We start from the raw sequence: 14,916 nt of genomic DNA, 5'->3' as shown, positions 1-14,916 counted from the left end.
CTCAGCGTCCCCGCGCCTTCACGAGGGCGGCGTCGACCGCGCCGAAGTGCTGGGCCAGGAAGGCGCGCAGGGTGGCGCGCGCCGCATCCTGGCTGTCGCCGGCCGGGGCGGCGATCGCCACCAGGGCGCCGTCGTCGCCGCGGAACTGCAGCTTGCCCTGGGCCTGGCGCAGCTTGCCCACCACATTGCTGGTGAGGTACTGGCCGTCCACCCACATCACGTGCCAGACCACGAGCTGGCCGTCGGCGCTGTGCATGACCGCTTCGCGCAGGGCCAGGGTGCGCCCGCCGGCCTGCTCGCTGCGCTGGCTGGAGGCGACCTGGTGATAGGCTTCCTTGTCGCCCGCCAGGCGGTTGACGGAACTGATCAGGCCCTTCTGCTTGGTCTGGTTACGGTAGTACAGCAGCTGCAGCTGGACCGGACGGCCGTCCGGCGCCTGGTAGACGCGCTTCATGCGCGCGTCCGGCTCCATGTAGTGCACTTCCCAGTCCGGGAAGCCGGCGGTCTGCGGCCAGGCGATGCCCGGTTCGGAGAGTTGCACCGGCTGCGGATTGTGGTTGGCGCGCTCGTTGACGGCGGCGAAGGCCGGCCACATGGCGGCGACCGCGACCACCGCCACGGCGACCGGCAGCAGCGAGGCGCTCTTGCCGGCGCCGACGACCGGTGCCGCGGCAGCGGCTGCGGGCTGCTCGTCCTCGCGCCAGTAGCTGCCGATCCAGAACATGATGAACATGATCACGCCGAAGAACAGCCAGCCGTAGACCAGGTGGTCGACGCCGGTGGCCAGCTCCATGCCGCTCATGTGGCCGATCATCACGATGCCGTAGGCGCGCAGCCAGTTGGCGACGATCGGCACCACGATCGACAGGCCGATGAAGACGGCGCGGCGGGTGTTCGAGCGGTAGGTCAGGTAGGCGTAGAGGCAGCCCAGGGTGATCGAGGAAATCAGGTAGCGGATGCCGCTGCAGGCCTCGACCACCGACCAGCTGCCGGTCGGCAGCTCGAAACGGGTACCGTTGCGCAGCACCGGGATGCCGGTGGCCTGCACCGCCCACACGGTGAAGTCGGCCGTGTAGTTGATCAGGGGGCCGACGAAGATCTCCCCGAAAGGCACCGCGAACAGCAGGAACAGCAACGGGAAGGTGAATTTCGCCGCCAGGCGCGGGCCGAGCAGGGTGAGCGCGGCCAGCGGGAACATCGACACGAAGGCGTACTGCATCACCACCTGCACGTCGCCCATCCGGCCGGCCAGCCAGGCGGCGCCGGCGCCGGCGAGCAGCAGCAGGCCCGGCCACCACGGGCGTGCGGGCAGGCGCGCGAACCAGGCGCGCTGGCGCCAGATCAGGCCGAGACTGATCGGCAGGATCACGTAGCCGTGGGCGAAGGTCTCGGAGCTGTTCCAGATCGCGACCATCGAGGCGGCCGTCTGCCAGTACAGCAGGAAGGGTGCGATCAGGGCGAGCGCGAGGGCGATGGCGGAGGCTGCCGGCATCCTGATGGGGGCAGCTGCCGGCAGCGCGGCGGCGTCGATGCCGGGTGGAGGTTTCAGGAACATTCGAGTCGCTCCCCGATGCAGGCCAGGTTGCTTGGCCAGCTGTACTTGCGTTCAACCCTGGCGCGCGCGGCCAGGCCCATGGTGTTGTCCTGGCGTGCCAGCAGGCTCGCCACCGCGTCGGCGAAGCCGGTCGCGTCCTGGGCCAGCACCAGCTCGCGGCCCGGTTCGGCCTCGATGCCCTCGAGCGCCTGGGGCGAGACCACCACCGGGGTCGCCATCGCCATCGCTTCCAGCACCTTGTTCTGGATGCCGCGCGCGATGCGCAGCGGCGCCACCGCGGCGCGCGCGTGGGCAATGTAGGGGCGCACGTCCGGCACGGTGCCGGTCACGACGATGTTCGATTGCTTGCCCAGTTCCAGCACGGCGGGGGTAGGACGCGCGCCGACGATGTAGAAGACCAGGTCGGGGAAGCGCGCGCGCAGCAGCGGCATGACGTCCGCGGCAAACCACTGCACCGCGTCCACGTTGGGCCAGTAGTCCATGGCGCCGGTGAACACGATGGCGCGTTCGCCTTCCTTGAAAGGCGAGGCGCCGGCGGCATCGGGCGAGAAGTACTCGGTGTCGACGCCGTTGCTGAAGAAGCCGATGCGCGCATCGCTTTCCGGGGCCAGTTGGCGGAAAAGGTCTGCTTCCGGCGCCGAGACGAACAGCGAGGCGTCGTACTCGCGCGCCACCTGGCGCTCGTAGGACAGCAGCTGGCGCGCTTCATGGCGGTACAGCCAGCTCATCGGCCAGGACTTCTTGTCGGCGTACTGGCGCCATTTATCCGAGTCGACGTCGCAGAAGTCGACCACGCGGCGCGCGTTCGGATACTTGTCGGCGTACTGCGCCATCGCCGAGGAAAACACCAGCACGCGCTCGATCTCGTGCGCCGCCACCGTCTGGTCGACCCAGCGCTGCATGCCTGCGTCGCGGTAGTAGTCGAGCGAGAGCGAACGGTTCTTCACCAGGGCGCCGAGGCTGCGCACACGGGCAAGCGTGGGGTTCAGGCTGGCGAAGTGGCTGCTGGCGCACATCTTCTCCACCGTCGGCACATGCTGCCAGTCGTCGGCGTCGTCGACGAACGTCGCCAGGTGCACCCGGTAGTCGCGCGCCAGGTGCTTGAGCAGATGGTAGGAACGGATCTTGTCGCCCTTGTTGGGCGGGTAGGGGATCCGGTGGATCAGCAGGAGCAGGTCTTCCACGTCTTATCCCAGGTTGCGCACGATGTAGGGGCCGAGGAAGTTCGCCACCGGCAGCGGCAGCTTCTTCCACATCTTGATGAAGAGCTGGTATTTCGGGTTCAGCGGATTGTTGTCCGGCAGCTTGTCCGACGCGTAGAGTTTGTACTCATAGGGCAGCGGTTCGGCCGTGAAGCCCCAGTTCTTCTTGAAATCGTAGGCGCCGGTGCCCAGCTTGCTGCGGCCGTAGTCGAAGATGCGGCAGCCACGCGCGGCGGCAGCCTGCATCAGGTTCCAGTACATGAAGTCGTTGCCCGCCACTTCGCGCGCCAGGTCCATGCCGCCGCCGTAGTAGGGTACGACCTCGTCGCGCCAGTAGAAGGACAGCACCGAGGCCACCAGGCGGTCGTCGCTGGTGTAGATCGTGCGCACTTCGCATTCCTCGCCGAAGGTCTGCTGCAGCAGGGCGAAGTATTTTTTCGGGAACACCGGGGTGCCCAGGCGCAGCACGCTGTGGGCATAGGCTTCGAACATGCGGTCGACGTTGTCTTCGACCACGCCCTTCAGGCCCAGCTTGATCCCCTTGCGCACCATGGCGCGCTGCTTGCGCGGGATGGCATTCAGGTTGGCTTCGTCGTCCGCGCTGATCTCCTTGCGGAAGGTGACGTAGAGTTCCTTGGTGTGGAAACCCGGATCGTCAGGGTGGGCCCGCTTCATGCCGCGGTATTCCAGGTGGCCGACGCCCAGCTCGCGCGCCAGCTTGTCGGCGGCTTCGTCGAGCAGGATCCGGGCATTGTCATCCGTAGCGGCCACGCCGCCGTAGACGCAGAAGGGCATGGCGCCCAGCGAGTGGCCGAACAGGCGGCTCTTGATCTCGGCCAGCGGCAGCACGCCCTGGATCTGGCCGTCCTGCTGGACGTAGTAGAACCAGGTCTTGATGCCGAAGGATTGCTCGATCACCTTCTGCCAGCCCGAGAGGTGGAAGAAGGTGGCGTCGGGGCAGGCGCGCACGAAAGCGTCCCAGCGGGCGTAGTCCTGCGGCTGCAGCAGGTGCAGCGTCTGCGGGCCGGCGGCCTGGATCGGGGCGGCGCGTTTGGCCTGTGCGGCTTCGATGATCGAGTTCATGCGGTGATGCCTTGTCGTTACTGACGGTCGAGGAAGATGCGGTCCATGCGGTCCCACGCGAAATCGCGCGCCAGCTGCTCGAGGCGGCTTTCCATGCGCTCGATGTTGACGTAGTGGCGGAAGCGCGACTTGGCGTCCAGGCCTTCGGGGCGCGGCTGGCCCGGGTCGAGTTCCCAGGGGTGGAAGTAGAACAGGGCCGGCTGGCGGTCCTCGCGGTTCACCTTCTGCATCATCCAGCGCGACAGGGCGTAGGGCAGCAGGCGGAAGTAGCCGCCGCCGCCGGCCGGCAGGTTCCGGCCCAGCATGTTGACGGTGGTGACCGGCACTTCCAGCAGGCCGTCCGGCCCGTGCGGGTAAAAGGCGAAGCGTGGCGCGTCCGGCATGCCGTAGTGGTCGTGGGCGATCGGGTAGATGCTCGAGCTGTAGCGGTAGCCCGCTTCCTGCAAGGCTTCCAGCGCCCACAGGTTGGCGTGGCCGATCGAGAAGCTCGGCGCGCGGTAGCCGATCACTTCCTGGCCGCCGATGTCTTCCAGCAGCGCTTTCGAAGAACGGATGTCGTTGTCGAACTGGGCGCGGGTCTGGTCGGACGCGCGCAGGTGGCCGTAGCCGTGGCTGGCCAGTTCATGGCCGGCGGCGACGATTCTTTTCACCATGTTTGGGTAGCGCTCCGCGATCCAGCCCAGGGTGAAGAAGGTGGCTTTCACGCCGTGGCGCTCGTAGATGGCCAGGATGCGCTCCATGTTCGCCTCGACGCGGCATTCGCGGGTCGGCCAGGAATCGCGGTCGATGTAGGGCGCGAAGGCGGAGACCTGGAAGTAGTCCTCGACGTCGCAGGTCATGGCGTTCTTGATGCGCTCGCCGGGTGTGGGCGCGGGACGCGGGGCGGGGGCGTAGAGTTTCATTCCTGGTTGTCCATGTGCTGGGCCGCCGCGCCCTGGGGCGTGGCGACGATTTTTTTCAGGATCGACAGGACCGAGACGATCGACTTCTCGAGTCGCATCATGCGTTCGTCGAGGATTTCGACGCTGGCGCCGCTGCCGGAGCGGCGGTCGCCGCTACGCTGGTCCAGCGTGCGCAGTTCGCCCGGCATCGAAGCGGGGTCCGGCTCGCCCACGGCGTCCGGCAGCTCGAATTCTTCCGAGATGTCGCGCACCACCGTGTTGATGTCGGCTTCGCCGAAGGCGTGCAGCTCTTCCAGGTAGCCCATCAGGAGCACCCGGTCCATCAGCGTGTTGGTCTTGCGCGGGATGCCGCCGCTGTAGGCGTAGACGGTCGCGTAGGCGCCATCATCAAAAGAAGGATCGCCCTTCCACCCGACCGTGGCCAGGCGGTGCTCGACATAGGCGCGGGTTTCCTGCGCGTCCATCGGGCCCAGGTGGTAGCTGGCGATCACGCGCTGGCGCAGCTGCTGCATGCCGGGGCTGTGCAGGGTGGCACGGAATTCCGGCTGGCCGAGCAGGAAAGTCTGCAGCAGCGAGCGGTCGTCGGTCTGGAAGTTCGACAGCATGCGCAGTTCCTCGACCGTGCGCGCGTTCAGGTTCTGGGCTTCGTCGATCACCAGGAGGGCGCGCTTGCCCTGGCGGTCGACGCCGCGCAGGAACTGCTCGAGGCGGTTGAGGAGCTCGGCCTTGCTGGCGCCTTCGAAGGGCAGGCCGAAGGCGGAGACCACCATGCGCAGCGTGTCTTCCGGATCGAGGCTGGTGTTGACGATGTGGGCGGCGACGATCTGGTCCGTCGGGATCTTGTTCAGCAGGTTGCGCACCAGGGTGGTCTTGCCGGCGCCGACTTCGCCCGTGATGACGATGAAGCCTTCGCCCTGCGACAGGCCGTACTCGAGGTAGGCCATGGCGCGCTTGTGGCCCTTGGAGCCGAAGAAGAAGTGGGGGTCCGGCCGGAGCTGGAAGGGCTTGGCGGACAATCCGTAGTAGGTTTCGTACATCGTGCGCGGTCCTGCTTAGAGCTGCATGAAAAGGGTTGCCGCAATGGCGTTCTCGGTATAGCTGCGCAGGGCGAGGCTACCGTTGCCCGGATCGGTGTCGCCGCGCCGCCTGCGCAGCTCGAGCGAGCCGCGCAGGTCGCGGCCAAGCTTGGTATTGAATGCCAGGCGCAGAAGGCGCTGGCGGCTTTCGAGCCCGGTGCTGATCGATTCGCTGCGGCTGAAGTCCGCGCTTCCGACCAGGCTCGAGCGCTGGCTCAGGCGATAGGTCGCATTGGCGCTGGCGCCGTACTGGCGCACATTGTCGTTGAGCGAGGCGAGCTGGCTGCCGAGCAGGGCGCTGTCGGTTTCCTGGCTCGACAGGGCGATGCGTTCGTTGCCATACGCGCTCAGGACGGCGCTGCTGCGCCGGCCGCGGAACGCGGCCGAGCCTTGCAGTTGCTTCTGGCGGATGTAACGGTTGGTCAGGTAATTGACGCTGTCGGCCAGGCTGGGCGGCAAGCCGCTGGCCTGGATATAGGCTTCCACCGCCTGCCGGCGCTGCACCGGGTCCGGGATCGACGCGAGGAACAGCCGGTCCAGCATGGCGGCGGTATCGATGGCCGACGGCAGCGTGAACTGCGAGCGGCTGTTCGTGATCGCGTCGCTATAGCTGAGAAGCCAGACCGTTTTCCGGCTGCGGACGCTGGCCAGCAGCGAGCCCGTCGTGCCAAAGAAATGGCGGCCGATCGACGCCTCGATCGTGGTGCGCTGGGACGGGGTCCAGGAGAAACCGGTGGACCAGTTGCGGCCCGCGGTCCGCCCGCCCAGGGCCTGGTAGTCGTAACGATCGTAGCCGAGGTTCGCGGTGAGTGCGAACGAATGTACAAGCTGGTAGCGCAGCCGGCCGCTGACGTTCTCGGACGAGGACTCGCCGGCGAATTCCTGCTCCAGGTCCTGGCGGTTGTAGTTCACGCCCCATCCGAGCTTGCCGGCGCCCGGCAGGCTGTCGAGGCTCGCGGTGACGGTATCGGCCAGACTGTCGCCAAAGCGGTTGCGCTGGTCGCTTTCGACCGAGTCCCGGGTGTAGCGCAGCGTGGCGCGCGCGCTGCGGCCGAACTTCTGCATCAGGTAGGGGCTGATGCGCCAGGTCCTGAATTCGGTGCCGTTCAGGTTCGAGTAGGGCCGCTCCTCCGCCCGTGGACCGAAGGCCGAAGTACTCTGGCGGCCGGCGCTGGCGCTGGCATCCACGTAAAGCAGGTCCTCGGCCAGGATGCCGCTCAGGTCGGCGTCGTACTGGACGAAGCGTTCGTTGCGGTTGCGCGCCGACGCTTCTTTCAGGTAGAAGAACTGGCGCAAGGAACCCTGTGCGGACACCTTCAGGCGGCGGCTGTCATGCATGAGGGAGAGGCCTGGCGCGACCTCGGAAATCAGGTCGCTGTGCTTCTCGCTCCCGCTGCGCAGGTCGACGTTGTCGGTATAGGTTTCGACGATGTTCAGAGACGGCGTAAAGCGCCAGTCCGCCCAGCACGAGGGAGCCGCGAGCAGGGAGGCGAGCGCCGCGGCGAGCGGCGCGAGGCGCAAGGCCCGTCGCTCAACCGTAGTGGTAGTCATACGTCTCTTCGATGCCAGGAATGTCCCTGGTCTTGTTGTAGATGAGGTTGACGTTCTTGAAGCCTTCCAGCTTGTGCAGCGCTTCCTTGACCGCGTGCTGGGTCGTGGTCTGCGCTTCGACCACCACCACGATCTGGCCCATGTGGCTGGCCAGCACCCGCGATTCGCTGGTCAGGAGCAGCGGCGGCGAATCGAAGATCACGACGCGGTCCGGATAGCGGTTGGCGATCTCGGTGACCAGGCTGCTCATCGTCGAGCTGGCCAGCAGCTCGGTGGCGCGTGGAGTGCTGGTGCCGGCCGGCAGGATCGACAGGGTGTCGACATTGGTGCGCAGCAGGACGTCGGACAGGTCGAGCTTGTCGTCCACCAGGATGTCCATCAGGCCGCGCTGGGCCGGCAGGCCGAGGGTGCGCAGCACCGAGGGGCGGGCGACGTCGGCGTCGACCAGCAGCACCGTATGGTCGAGTTCCATCGCGATGCTCATCGCCAGGTTGATGGCGCAGTAGGTCTTGCCTTCGCCCGGCAGCGAGCTGGTGATCATGATCAGGTTCGGCGGCATCGCGCCTTCGGCGCGCTCGCCAAAGGCACGCTTGAGCAGCGGGCGCTTGATGATGCGGAATTCCTCGAGCAGGGTGGTGCGTCCGCCGGCGGCGGTGACCATCCCCATGTCGCGCATCTTCGCCAGGTCGAGTTCGACCATGCGGGGATTGGCGCGGGAAGCTGGCGCGGCGGCAGGGGCAGGGGAGCCCACATCCGGGCCCGCGCCATGGACGACGGCAGGCGCAGCCGCAGGTGCCGCGGCTGCGGGTGCTTCGAGGACGGCGACTGCCTCGGCGCCAGGTGCGGCCAGCGCCAGCGATGCGTCGGCGTTGTCGATCGGGGCGGTGACGGGGGCGGCCATGGCGCTGCTGCGCTGGCGGTCGATGCGGCTTGCTGCTTTTTCGATAATGCTCACGTTTTAACTCCTTGGGGCGCCGCTTACAGCGTCGGGCGCACGAGAATGGCGGCGACACCGGCGCCATAGGTGCCGAACAGCACCAGCACCGAGGCGGCGAGCGCCATCAGGCGGCGCTTGCGGCGCACGGTCTGGGCGGCGGTCCAGTTCATGCTGATCGAGCCCAGGATCGGGACCTCGGTGGCCTCGCGCAGGGCGGACTGGCTCAGGAAGGTCGGGCGGAACTGGCTCATCAGGAAGGCGCCGGCCAGGCCGGCCAGCAACGCTCCGGCGAACACGGCCGAGAACAGCAGCATACGGTTCGGGCCGGACGGCATTGCGGGCGCGATCGGCGGATCGACCACGCGGAAGGTCAGCATGTCGGTGGCCGAAGACAGGTCGCCGGAAAGCTTGGCCGATTCACGACGCTGCACCAGCTGCTGGTAGTTTTCGCGGTTGATCTCGTAGTCGCGGTTCAGCTGGGTGAGCTGGGCTTCGATCTCCGGCACCGAGGCGCTCTGGGCGCGCAGCTGGGCCAGGCGCGTCGAGTACTCGGAAACACGCGCCTGCAGCGACGCGACGCGCGCTTCGGCGTCTGACAGCGACACCTTGAGCTGCTGCAGCATGGGACTGTAGCTGGCGCCCGGATCGAGCGTCTCGCGTGGACGCTTGCTTTCTTCGACCTTGCGCGCCTGCAGCTGCTCGAGCAGGCGCCGGTTGGCGATGATGTCCGGGTGTTGTTCGGTGTACTGCAGGCGCAGGGCGTCGAGGTTCTTGGTGACGGTGGCAATGCGCGCTTCCAGCTCGGGATCAACCGGAACCGGCGCAGGCTTTTCGCCTGGCGCCGCGGGCGTGCCGGAGATCTGGCGGCGGATTGCGTTCCGAGCCTGCTCGGCTTCCGCCAATTCGAGCCGCGCCTGATTCAGCGCCTCGGTCGTCGTACCCACGCGGGCGTGGAAACCCCCGCCTTCGCCCGGCAACATGCCCATATTGCGAATCTTGAATTCCTTCAGCGAGTTCTCGGCGGCGGCCAGCTTTTCCTCGTAGTTGCGGATCTGGTCGTCGATGAACTGGACGGCCTTTTCGGAGTCCTGTTTCTTGCCGCCGAAGCTGCCTTCGACGAAGATGGTGAGGAAGGCCTGCACCACGTCCTTGCCCTGCTGGGCGCTCGGCGCGGTGTAGCTGATGGTGTAGATGTCGTCGCGTTCGGTGCCGGCGATCTTGATCTTCGACATCAGCTTTTCCACCAGGGCCTCGTGTTCTTTCGGCGTGGAAGCCTGGACGTCGAGGTCGACCATGCGCATCACCCGCTCCACGTTCGGGCGGCTGATCAGCGTGCGGCGCATGAACATGACCTGCTGGTCCAGGTTCGGCATCATGGTCATGCCGGACAGCAGGGGTTTCAGGATGCTCTGGGTATCGACGTAGACCCGGGCCGAGGCTTCGTACTGGTTGGGGAGCTTGAGGACGACCGCCCAGCCGCACAGGGCGACGATCCAGGTGATCACGATCGCATGCCAGCGATATTTTCCGATCGCCTTCAGGAAATTCAGGACCAGCGCTGTCAGTTCTGCCATCTTGTCAATCTCACATCAATGTCCGGGGAGTCCGGACTCAACAATCATTAAACGTGTTGCATGATCGCTTGTACATCAAGCAATTGCAATTGCGCTTCGGAAAATTCCACACTTTCCTCGCCAAATGCACCGAGTTTGCAACACAAATTCCAGCAAGCAAGACATTTTGTGCTTAAAAACCTATCAAATCCAACATAAAATTGCATTCTCGAAAATAAAAGTTCCCTGCGGAGATTGCATTATTTTAACTTTTTCTCGCGTCCCCGTGACCCCGAAGAGACCCACCGGCGACCTTGAATTTTGTTATTGTAGTGTTGATTACCCGAAATAGCTTGCACGATTGATTGCAAATTGAATACGTTCTTTACACGACGAATGTGATATGACGATGACAAGAAAGCGCCGCCTGCTGGTGTCCTCCTGCCTGCTGCCGGCGCTGCTGTTCGCGCCCCTGGCGCCAGCCCGGGCCGAGCTGACGAAGACGATTCCTCTGGTGAAGCGCTCGGTGGTCGGGATCGGTACCGAACTGCGAACCCGCAGCCCCGCGATCGCCTTCTTCGGTACCGGCTTCGTGGTCGGCGATGGCCTGAGCGTGGTTACCAATGCCCACGTCGTGCCGCCGGTAAGCGGCGAGGCGGGCAAGGAAACCCTCGGCATCGTGCTGCGCGAACGCAATGGCCTCGCCTTCCGGGCCGCACGCCTGGTGGCGATCGACCGCGAGCATGACCTGGCCCACCTGCGGATCGAGGGTGAGCCGCTGCCGGCCCTCCAGTTGGGCGAGCCGGACCAGGTGCTGGAAGGTTCGGCGCTGGCCTTCACCGGTTTCCCGCTCGGCATGGTGCTGGGCCTGCACCCGGCCACTCACCGCGCCACCCTTGCGGCGATCACGCCGATCGTCATGCCTTCGCTCAGCTCACGCAAGCTGGACGCGCGCGCCATCACCCAGCTGGCGCGCTCCCGCTTCGATATCTACCAGCTCGACGGCACGGCCTATCCGGGCAACAGCGGCAGCCCGGTCTACGACCCGGACAGCGGCGTCGTCCAGGCAGTCATCAATATGGTGTTCGTGAAAGGACTCAAGGAAACGGCGATCAGCGCCCCCAGCGGCATCACCTATGCCATTCCGGTGCGCTACGTGCACGCATTATTGCAACAGAAGTGAGCACCGCACGCGACACTCGGCTTTTAAGGAAATAGTCGTTATACAATACAACTCGGCCATTCATGGCAAAACAACAATTTTGAAGCTGTCGGGAAGGGATTTGACGTGAGCATGAAGAAGATGATGAAACAGATTGCGCTGATGCTGGCCGCCGCGCTGGCCCTGGCCGGCTGCGCCACGCCCACGCCGCCAAGCGCTGCGGCGCTGGCGCCGGTCAATCCGGACTACCTGATCGGGCCGGGAGACAATGTGACCGTCACGGTCTGGCGCAATCCGGAAGTGTCGAGCTCGGTCCCGGTCCGCCCGGACGGCAAGATCACGACGCCGCTGGTCGAAGACCTGCCGGCCGCTGGCAAGACCTCGACCCAGCTGGCGCGCGACATCGAACAGGCGCTGGGGAAATTTATCCAGCAGCCAGTGGTCACCGTCATTGTGACCAATTTTGTCGGCAATTACGGCGACCAGATCCGCGTGATCGGCCAAGCGGCCCGTCCCCAGGCCCTGCCTTACCGTCGTGACATGTCGCTCATGGATGTCCTGATCATGGTCGGCGGCATTACGGAATTCGCAGCCGGCAACAAGGCCAGCATCATCCGCAACGTCGACGGCAAGCAGGAAAAACTGAACGTGCGCCTGGATGACCTGATCCGCGAGGGCGACATCTCGGCCAACATGCCGATGCGGCCGGGCGACGTGCTCGTCATTCCGGAAAGCTTCTTCTAAGGGGGGAGCGCAGGGACGCTGTCGATGATTCTTACAACACCATCGGCTTGACCAAACGGTGGAAGGCTAAACTTTTGATTTAGAATAAGAAATAAGACGGCGTCTGCAGTGGCATAAAAATTGCTTTTTGTCATTTGTTGTTTCCCTGCCTTCATTCCGCCTCATGAAAGACACGATCGTGACTCCTCAAGACCATCGCGACCCTGAAACGCCCGTCTCCACTGACCTGCCTGCTGCGCAAGCAATCGGCAGCAAGGGCGCCGCGCGCCGGCGCTTCGCCAGGACCGGTCTTGCCGGCGGCGTCATCATGACCCTGGTCAGCAAGCCGGGGATGGCGATGACCTGCACCACCACCTCGGGTTTTGCCTCCGGACCGAATGCGAGTATTTCTCCCGGCGCCAGTTGCAGCGGCCGTTCTCCCGGCTACTGGTCCAGATGGACGGGGGAGTGGGAGAAGGCGGGCTTGAGTACCGAAACCGAATTTTCCAAGGTGTTCAGTTGCGGTAGCACCTTCACCGCGCCGCTTGCTACGCAAACGCTGCTCGAAGTGGTCGACCAGGATATGGGGCCCAAACATACCGGCAAGTCGAAGGGACCCAAGACGAATATCGACCAGGATAATGTGGCGCGCCACCTCGTGGCGGCGCTGCTGAACGCGCGTTCCGGCAAGGTGCCGCAGCTGCCCGAGCGCGAAGTGATGGAGATCTGGAACAGCTACGCCCGGACCCAGACCTATTCGCCCAAGAAAGACGTGGTGTGGAATGGCGCCGACATCGTCATCTACCTGAAGAGCACGATGATGTAAGGGCTGCAGGCGTGTTGCAAGCATTCCCGGGCGCCTGGCGCCTGGTTCCCGGCCAGGCCCTCCTGCATCACGGCGCAGGCGACGAACACCTCGTTTTCAATGATCTGTCGGGCGATACCCATCTGCTCGATGCGCAGGCCATGCAGGTATTGCGCGCGCTGCAGGCCGGACCCCTGGCGCCGGCGGCGCTGCAGGGCCTGTGCGGCGAAGCGCAGGAGCCCGAGGATATCGCCGCGCTGTTGGCCGAACTGCAGGAACTGATGCTGGTGCAGCCTGCATGAATGTCGGCGGTCTCTCCTACCGCGCCTTGTGCGAGCGCCTGGCCGGCCCCGGCCTGCGCCTGGCCACCGGGCCTTTCGTCGCCAGCGTCCGCAGCCCGCTGCCGGCGGTGGCGGAAGGCATCGCGCTGCTGTACGGGGCCTACCCCTTGGCCGACCCGGCCGGCTTCGCCGATTTCCACTTGAACCTGCGCCCCTCGGGCGGCCTGCGGCGCTGGCTGCGCCCCCAGGCCCGCTTCGACCTCGACGGCGTGGCGCCCTTCCTGCCCCTGCCTGCGGACCATGCCTTCTCGCTGTTCGAATGGGCGCTGAACTGGTGCGTTTCGAGCCGCGCCCACGATTACCTGATCCTGCATGCCGCGGTCGTGGAAAAGAACGGCCGGGCGGCGATCCTGCCGGCGCCTTCCGGTTCCGGCAAGAGCACGCTGTGCGCCGCCCTGGTCTGCCGCGGCTGGCGCCTGCTGTCGGATGAACTGGCGCTGATTTCCACCGCAAGCGGCGAACTGACGCCGCTGCCGCGTCCAATCAGCCTGAAGAACGCGTCGATCGGACTGATCAAGGGGTTCGCGCACGATCCGGTCTTCAGCCGGCCCTCGGTCGATACCGCCAAGGGGACGATCGCGCACCTGAAGGCTCCGCTGGACAGCGTGCGGCGCGCCGCGGAAACGGCGCGGCCCGGCTGGGTCATCTTCCCGCGCTACCAACCTGACGCCGCGCCGCGCCTGGAAGCGCTCGCCTCCACCCGCGCCTTCCTGCGCGTCGCCGAGAACGCCTTCAACTACAGCCTGCTGGGCGCCCAGGGCTTCTCGAGCGTCGCTCGCCTCGTCGATGCCGCCCCCGCCTACGATTTCACCTACAGCGCGCTGGACGATGCGGTGACAGCCTTCGACCGGCTGGCCGGGGAGGGCGCATGAAGGACTTGCCGCTCCTGCTTGCCGTGCTGCGCCAACCGCAGCGCCTGGCTGCCCTCGCGCCGGCCGACTGGGACCTCCTGCTGCGCCAGGCCGTGGCGGCCAGGCTGGCCTTCACCCTCTACCTGCTGGCGAGCGAGCACGGGCTGCTGGACGCCGTGCCGGCGCGCCCGCGGGCTCACCTGGAATGGGCCGCCGTGAGCGGCCGGCGCCACCACCAGGCCGCGCAGTTCGAAGCCAGGCAAATCGCGGATGCGCTGGCGCGCACGGGCATCCCGCTGATCCTGCTCAAAGGCTCGGCCTACCTGATGGCCGGGCTGCCCGCCTCGCGCGGACGCCTGTTTTCCGACATCGACATCCTGGTCCCGCAATCGCGCCTGGACGAGGTCGAGGCGGCGCTGATGCTGGCCGGCTGGAAGGTGACGTCGCTCGACGCCTACGACCAGCGCTATTACCGCACCTGGATGCACGAGCTGCCCCCGATGCAGCATATGCAGCGGGGCAACACCATCGACGTGCACCACGCCATCCTGCCGCTCACGGCGCGCGTCCGTCCCGACCCAGAAAAGCTGCGTGCCGCCGCCGTGGCGCTGCCCGGCCATCCCGGCTGGCACATGCTGGCCCCGGTCGACATGGTGCTGCACAGCGCCACCCACCTGTTCCATGACGGCGAGTTCGACAAGGGCCTGCGCGACCTGTTCGACATCCACCGCCTCCTGCAGCATTTCGGCGCCGTGCCGGGATTCTGGGACACGCTGCCGGCGCGCGCATGCGAACTGCAGCTGGCGCGCCCGCTCTTCTATGCCCTGCGCTACAGCGGGCGCCTGTTCGGCACCGCCGTTCCCCCGCAGGTTGTGGCGGCGGCGGGGCGGGGCCGTCCCAATCCGGTCCTGCTGCGGCTGATGGACGCCCTGTTCGAGCGCGCCCTGCAGCCCGACCATGAGAGCTGCGCCGACCGCTTCACGGCCTGCGCACGCTTTGCCCTGTATGTGCGCGGCAACTGGCTGCGCATGCCGCCCCTGATGCTTGCCCAACACCTGTTTCACAAGGCATTCATTTCGCCGCGCTCGCCGGGCACACAGGGTCGATAACGCAACGGGATTGCATGAAATTCAAGAGTTGTGTTGAAATCAACACACTCCATCCTGGCCGACGCC

14 protein-coding genes are annotated in these 14,916 nt (G+C 65.9%); 6 read left to right on the top strand and 8 right to left on the bottom strand.

The genetic code is table 11. The annotated features are described in order from the left end of the window. Position 1: 1 nt before the first annotated feature. The 8 genes from xrtA to NX780_RS04530 are packed head-to-tail and all read right to left on the bottom strand — an operon-like array spanning position 2 to position 9,880. On the bottom strand, positions 2 to 1,555 hold the full coding sequence (gene xrtA, locus NX780_RS04565) for an exosortase A (RefSeq protein ID WP_258826664.1): 1,554 nt from the start codon (positions 1,553 to 1,555) through the stop codon (positions 2 to 4). Further along, positions 1,546 to 2,739 (bottom strand): TIGR03087 family PEP-CTERM/XrtA system glycosyltransferase, encoded by a 1,194-nt coding sequence (locus NX780_RS04560; protein WP_258826663.1) that lies wholly within the window; start codon positions 2,737 to 2,739, stop codon positions 1,546 to 1,548. Before NX780_RS04560 ends, xrtA begins: the two co-directional genes overlap by 10 nt. A 3-nt stretch (positions 2,740 to 2,742) precedes the next feature. Further along, a complete protein-coding gene (locus NX780_RS04555; protein WP_258826662.1) occupies positions 2,743 to 3,840 on the bottom strand; it encodes a FemAB family XrtA/PEP-CTERM system-associated protein in 1,098 nt (365 codons plus the stop codon). A gap of 17 nt (positions 3,841 to 3,857) precedes the next feature. Then, positions 3,858 to 4,742 (bottom strand): XrtA system polysaccharide deacetylase, encoded by an 885-nt coding sequence (locus tag NX780_RS04550; protein ID WP_258826661.1) that lies wholly within the window; start codon positions 4,740 to 4,742, stop codon positions 3,858 to 3,860. Next, positions 4,739 to 5,779: an XrtA/PEP-CTERM system-associated ATPase gene (locus NX780_RS04545; RefSeq protein ID WP_258826660.1), complete on the bottom strand. Its 1,041-nt coding sequence runs from the start codon at positions 5,777 to 5,779 to the stop codon at positions 4,739 to 4,741. Before NX780_RS04545 ends, NX780_RS04550 begins: the two co-directional genes overlap by 4 nt. Positions 5,780 to 5,794: 15 nt before the next feature. Continuing rightward, positions 5,795 to 7,369: a TIGR03016 family PEP-CTERM system-associated outer membrane protein gene (locus NX780_RS04540; protein WP_258826659.1), complete on the bottom strand. Its 1,575-nt coding sequence runs from the start codon at positions 7,367 to 7,369 to the stop codon at positions 5,795 to 5,797. Next, complete coding sequence (locus tag NX780_RS04535; protein ID WP_258826658.1) at positions 7,350 to 8,324, bottom strand: XrtA-associated tyrosine autokinase; 975 nt, start codon at positions 8,322 to 8,324, stop codon at positions 7,350 to 7,352. The genes NX780_RS04540 and NX780_RS04535 overlap by 20 nt, the downstream gene beginning before the upstream one ends. Positions 8,325 to 8,347: 23 nt before the next feature. Continuing rightward, complete coding sequence (locus NX780_RS04530; protein ID WP_258826657.1) at positions 8,348 to 9,880, bottom strand: XrtA system polysaccharide chain length determinant; 1,533 nt, start codon at positions 9,878 to 9,880, stop codon at positions 8,348 to 8,350. 382 nt (positions 9,881 to 10,262) lie between these two features. On the opposite strand from NX780_RS04530, the gene NX780_RS04525 reads away from it, so the two are divergent. The 6 genes from NX780_RS04525 to NX780_RS04500 all read left to right on the top strand — a co-directional run bounded on the left by NX780_RS04525 (position 10,263) and on the right by NX780_RS04500 (position 14,850). Next, positions 10,263 to 11,042, top strand: coding sequence for a S1 family peptidase (locus NX780_RS04525; RefSeq protein WP_258826656.1), 780 nt, complete (start codon positions 10,263 to 10,265; stop codon positions 11,040 to 11,042). A gap of 120 nt (positions 11,043 to 11,162) precedes the next feature. Continuing rightward, complete coding sequence (locus tag NX780_RS04520) at positions 11,163 to 11,765, top strand: XrtA/PEP-CTERM system exopolysaccharide export protein (RefSeq protein WP_370663574.1); 603 nt, start codon at positions 11,163 to 11,165, stop codon at positions 11,763 to 11,765. A gap of 163 nt (positions 11,766 to 11,928) precedes the next feature. Next, a complete protein-coding gene (locus NX780_RS04515) occupies positions 11,929 to 12,570 on the top strand; it encodes a hypothetical protein (protein WP_258826654.1) in 642 nt (213 codons plus the stop codon). 14 nt (positions 12,571 to 12,584) lie between these two features. Next, entirely contained in the window at positions 12,585 to 12,851 is a 267-nt protein-coding gene (locus NX780_RS04510; RefSeq protein WP_258826653.1) for an HPr-rel-A system PqqD family peptide chaperone, read from the top strand. Further along, positions 12,848 to 13,762 carry an HprK-related kinase A gene (locus tag NX780_RS04505; RefSeq protein ID WP_258826652.1) on the top strand — a complete coding sequence of 305 codons (915 nt, stop codon included), beginning with the start codon at positions 12,848 to 12,850 and terminating at the stop codon, positions 13,760 to 13,762. The genes NX780_RS04510 and NX780_RS04505 overlap by 4 nt, the downstream gene beginning before the upstream one ends. After that, positions 13,759 to 14,850, top strand: a complete 1,092-nt coding sequence (locus tag NX780_RS04500; protein ID WP_258826651.1) for a nucleotidyltransferase domain-containing protein — start codon at positions 13,759 to 13,761, stop codon at positions 14,848 to 14,850. The genes NX780_RS04505 and NX780_RS04500 overlap by 4 nt, the downstream gene beginning before the upstream one ends. The last annotated feature ends 66 nt before the right edge of the window (positions 14,851 to 14,916 follow it).

Origin of the sequence: Massilia agri, from assembly GCF_024753255.1 — a bacterium.
Lineage (GTDB): Bacteria > Pseudomonadota > Gammaproteobacteria > Burkholderiales > Burkholderiaceae_D > Telluria > Telluria agri.
Note: the sequence above shows the minus strand (reverse complement) of the source record. Positions and strands in the feature narration are given on the sequence as shown.